This window comes from Nocardia testacea NBRC 100365, from assembly GCF_000308775.1.
GTDB lineage: Bacteria > Actinomycetota > Actinomycetes > Mycobacteriales > Mycobacteriaceae > Nocardia > Nocardia testacea.
Genome location: NZ_BAGJ01000232.1, coordinates 1 through 4,470 on the forward strand (window position 1 = coordinate 1; position 4,470 = coordinate 4,470).

Sequence of the window (4,470 nt, forward strand, 5' to 3'; positions counted from 1 at the left end):
GCAGTCTGTGCGGTCCTCCACACCGGACCGTGTTCCCTTCGCATAGGCCCGGACGTCCTTGCGGTGGATCGCCGAGTTTGCCGTCCAGCACGATCGACGGGAGCTGCCTCCCACTTCGAGGCATCCGGCGGTAGCGGCCCTATCAGGAAACCGTTGCTGTACAACAGTTTCCCAGTAGGGTGATTCGGCGATCCGGCCGCCGGGCTGGGCAATTTAGAAGGGGACCCGACAATGACCTCCGAGAAGCCCACTTCTGCGATCCCTGCTGTGACCGGACCGCTGAGGTGCATGATCGTGATTCGCCGCGCCAGCCCCATGGTGATTCGAGGCAAGAGCAAGAGCACCGACGAAGATATCGCGTTCGGCGCCAACCTGTTGACGCTGCCGCGGGTCGGTGACCACCTCGTCTTCGACCCCGACAGCCTGGAGTGCCGGATAACGGCCACGGTGACCGACATCTATCACGAATTCCTGCCCTACCAGGATATTGAGGACGGTCACAGAACCTTCGTGGTGGAGACGATAACCCGAGACACGGATTCGCTTGCCAAGCTGAGTGGCAACGAAGCGCTCCGCCGGTGGCTCGCCGAGTTCGACATGCTCGAATGACCCCCAGACCGACACCCGAGGCAGTGTCGGTCCCGCTGGTATTGGGCAGCAGCGCCCCGGGCGAGGGTTCCTCGCCGGGGGCGCTGCGGTACCGCGGACCTGCTGCTTTCTCCCAGCCTTCATCTCTCCTGGGGAGAGAATGCCTCCTCAAGGACGGGCAGGTACCGGCGTACCTGCTCACGATCGCTCTCCCGTTGTTCTTCCGGCAGCTCCTCGTAGGGAGTCGACATCTGAGCTGACCAGCGTTCGACCAGCTCGGCGGGTATCGTCAGCGAACCGTCCGGACCGACCGTGCCGCGCGAGTGCATGTAGTGCTGCCAGTGCGCCCATCGGTCGTGCTCGATCGCGGCGAGGCGCTCCAGCAACTGCGGTGAACGAAGCAGATCCAGGTAGTACTGGCTATCAGCAGACATCGTCAGATCAGATCACGGTCGACGAGGCTCCAGTAGTGCTGGCCCAATACTGTCAGCTCGCAGGACTTGCTCTCCATCGCGGCGTGCCACATGTGTGGGGCCCCGAACGGCCGAACCAGATTCACACGCACCAACTCCTGCAGGACCCTGAATGTCCGCGTGTTCTCTTCGTCGGGCTCCGGGACACCCTCGGCCCGCTGGTCGGAGTTCCGCTCCGGTTCGTAGGTCGGGTCCAGCTGGAACTGGTGGTCCGGTGTCGGGAAGTGCTTAGTCAGGGAGTGCAGGTGCATCAGATCGATCGGCGCCTCTGCTCTCCGGAGCGAGACGAATGTCTTGACGTTGGTCTTGAACACTGGTCGCTGCTGCCACGGCCCGAGTGATTGATCGATATGGGCGTACACACTGCCCGGTGTGATGTCCCCGACCAGATTCGCCGCCGACCCGCTCAGCGCGTCGACGAGCAGGGTGGTGAAGACCCCTGAGCCATTCTTCTCCTCGGAGTACTGGTGCTCGGCCGAGGCGGTCAGGATTGTGACCCCCTCCGCCAGTTCGCTGGTGCTCGGGGTCAGCGGCCTGCTGCCCAGAACTCCGCTATGGCAGCTGTCGAGAATGATGATCTTGTTCTTTGCCTTGGAGCCGTTGGCGAAGGTCATGACGTCGTTCAGGGATAGACCGTCATCAGCACTGGCGGTGTCGCTGGCTATAAGGTATCCGCCGGTGGACTCGATGTAGCCGTGGCCGGCGAAGTAGAACAGCGCGATGTCCGAGTCATCGACGAACAGCTGTCGTACGGACTCCTTCAGTTCCTGTTTGGTCACCGCCTGGTCGGGCCGGGCCGCGGTGAGGACCTTCGGCGACAGGAAGTTCACCTTGCCGTCAGCATTCCGCTCAAGGACGGCCTTCACAGCGAGAGCGTCGTTCACGCAGCCTTGCAGGCAGCCGCCGTGTTGGTAGTAGTCGATACCGACAATGAGGGCCTTACGCACGTCGACCCCTAGACCAAGTCGATGAAGTCGGCGATGTTCTTATCGGTCCACGGGAGCGTATTGACGCCGACCAGGTTGGTTCGGTCGGCTGAGTAGGCCCAGATCCCGCGCACCGGCGTCCCCTCCTCTTTCGCGCACTGGATCTCCCATTTCTGCCCCTCGGAGGTCAGGGAGTTCTTGCTCACCAGCGCGATCACGCCATGGCAGCGCCGGATCCGGGTGCGCACCTTGGTCTTCCAGTCGGTTTCGTACGCCTCTTTCACCGACAGGTCGATGAACTTGTACGGTCCGCGAGGGCTCAGGGACTGCCCTTTCAGAAGGTCCCGTTGCCGCTCATCTTCTATCGCAAACGCAACGAAGATGATCTTCTCGTCAGCCATGCAGATTCCTATCTGTTACCGGAAATCACACCAGCTCAGCGGCGCATTCCGATCCCAGCGAAGGCGCGAGCCGAGGTATACCGCTATTCGATCGAACAACGATCGGAACTCGTTACGCTCCCGCGAGCCGAACCGAGCTGCGGCGGTGCGCAGTTCAGCGCAACAGCCGCCGCCACGGCGTGACCTGCTGTCGCATAACCAAGGTTTCGAGACACCTCTCGGGTACCTCGGCCCTCCTCCGGAAGGCACCGGTTCCGCCCGGCCTGGACAACAGGGTTCCCAGCCGATACCGGCCTCGATCGGTTCGTTATGCCGGTTAGAGGTCTGTCCAGAACCTGGTCGCCAGCGCCGCGAACTCGTCGGCACGCTCGATCTGTGGCACATGCCCGGTGTCGCGGAACAGGTGGGTGCGGGCGTGTGGAAGGCGCGTCCGGGCAGCGTCGAGGTGTGCGACGGGGAAAATACGGTCCTTGTCGCCCCAGACGACGAGCGTCGGCACGGCGCGGGCGGCCATGCCCTCCAATAGTTCCGTGCGCCAGCCCGCGCGGGCGCCCCGAGGGCTATTCAGTGCGGTCACGGTCTCAAGGAGAACCCGCGTCCCATCCGGGCGCTGGGCCAGGCGATATCCGAGCTGGATCCGCTCTTCGGTCACCATCGCGGTGTCGTGGAAGAGCGACTTCTCCAGGCGCCGCGCAGCGCTCGGACTCCACCTGCGCATTATCAGCCGGCCCAGCGGCGGGATCGACAGTATCCGCACTGTAAGGGCGACTTCTCGGCCGAATCCGGCGGGGGCGGCGAGGATCAGCGAGCGAACCCGATCGGGGGCCTGCGCGAACAGTTGCATGGCGACGGCACCTCCCAATGAGTTGCCCACCACGTGAGCCGGCTCCGCGATTCCCACGGCGTCCAAGAAGTCCGCGACGAACGCCGCAAGCGCGGGAATACTGTAGGGCTCGCTCAGGGGGGCGGATTCTCCGTACCCGGCCAGATCCATGCTGATGACCCGGAGCCCGCGGCCGGCGAGCAACCGGTGCTGTTCGATCCAGTCCTCGAGGCTGCGATTGATCCCGTGGATCAGAAGCGTGGGGACCCCGGTCCCCTCATCGAGGTAGCGGGCTCGCCGGCCGCGCACGGCGATCTCCCGTGTGCCGGTCGCCCGCAGGCCTTCGGACGGATCGGACGCCGGTCGCATCAGACCCTCACCTCCGCCCCGCGGCCAGCAGCCGCGGGCGAGAGCTCATCACCTGGTCATCGACCAGCAGATAGATATAGGCCTGCCCGATCTTGCCCCCACTCGGCTCCCACACCTTCTCCGACGCATCGTGAGTGATGACAGCTCCCCTTCCCTCCGATCCACCCGCCTGGTCAGCCGCACGATACGACCACCACCCCGGGAAGCCGAGCAGACACACCGACCCTGCGGAACCGATCGACCACCGCCCACCCGCCCAAGGCGGCACGCACCGACGTCCCGGGCGACTGCCCAACAAGTCCCTTTGATGAACGGGTGCGATCGGAGCGACCTGAGTCAGTGGTGGATCACCTCACCGAGCCGTGGCAGGACGACTCGTTTCCATCTGCGCTCGGTAGCGTTGCGTACCATCTTCTGTTGACGGTCTTCGATGTCGAACCCTGTCTGCATCAGCAGAAGTCGCGTGCCCAGCCCCTGCGGTCGCAGCGTCCAGTCGACAATCCAGGAGGCGGGATATGTGGCCTGCGGATACAGCCAGCTGTAGGTCAACTGCTCACACGGTCGGGCCGCCAACACTTCGCAGAGGATCTCGTGGTTCGCCGAGTGCGGGCTGGTGAAACGGAAGCGGGTTCCGGCCTCGGCGGCGAACCCGGCCGGCCGAAGCAACCACCTCTCCAGTAGATCCGGCTCCGTCAACGCCCGCCATACAGCCTCTGGCGTCTGTCGGAAGAAGCTGCCGAGCTCGACTGCGGCGGGATTCAATTGTGGGTCGGCAATCACCAGCTCACCACCTGGGCGAGGGGTGAGGCCGCCCAGCATTGGTCACTGCGCCTGGCCTTCCTTGAATTTCGCTTCCATTTCCGCGGCCAGTTGCGGCTGCTCGGCCTCCA

Annotated in this window: 6 protein-coding genes; 1 reads left to right on the top strand and 5 read right to left on the bottom strand. The window is 64.1% G+C overall.

Translation table 11 applies throughout. The annotated features are described in order from the left end of the window. Nucleotides 1-231 precede the first annotated feature (231 nt). Nucleotides 232-609, top strand: a complete 378-nt coding sequence (locus ON38_RS25710; RefSeq protein WP_157181894.1) for a hypothetical protein — start codon at nucleotides 232-234, stop codon at nucleotides 607-609. A gap of 119 nt (nucleotides 610-728) precedes the next feature. On the opposite strand, the gene ON38_RS25715 is transcribed toward ON38_RS25710, so the two are convergent. The 5 genes from ON38_RS25715 to ON38_RS25740 form a co-directional block, all read right to left on the bottom strand. Next, a complete protein-coding gene (locus ON38_RS25715) occupies nucleotides 729-1,022 on the bottom strand; it encodes a hypothetical protein (RefSeq protein ID WP_039827596.1) in 294 nt (97 codons plus the stop codon). A gap of 2 nt (nucleotides 1,023-1,024) precedes the next feature. Beyond that, nucleotides 1,025-2,008: a caspase family protein gene (locus ON38_RS25720; RefSeq protein ID WP_039827597.1), complete on the bottom strand. Its 984-nt coding sequence runs from the start codon at nucleotides 2,006-2,008 to the stop codon at nucleotides 1,025-1,027. An 8-nt stretch (nucleotides 2,009-2,016) separates the two neighbouring features. After that, complete coding sequence (locus ON38_RS25725) at nucleotides 2,017-2,388, bottom strand: TIR domain-containing protein (RefSeq protein ID WP_039827598.1); 372 nt, start codon at nucleotides 2,386-2,388, stop codon at nucleotides 2,017-2,019. 316 nt (nucleotides 2,389-2,704) lie between these two features. Then, nucleotides 2,705-3,580, bottom strand: coding sequence for an alpha/beta fold hydrolase (locus ON38_RS25730; RefSeq protein WP_051165172.1), 876 nt, complete (start codon nucleotides 3,578-3,580; stop codon nucleotides 2,705-2,707). A 336-nt stretch (nucleotides 3,581-3,916) separates the two neighbouring features. Then, complete coding sequence (locus ON38_RS25740) at nucleotides 3,917-4,360, bottom strand: SRPBCC family protein (protein ID WP_039827601.1); 444 nt, start codon at nucleotides 4,358-4,360, stop codon at nucleotides 3,917-3,919. Nucleotides 4,361-4,470 lie beyond the last annotated feature (110 nt).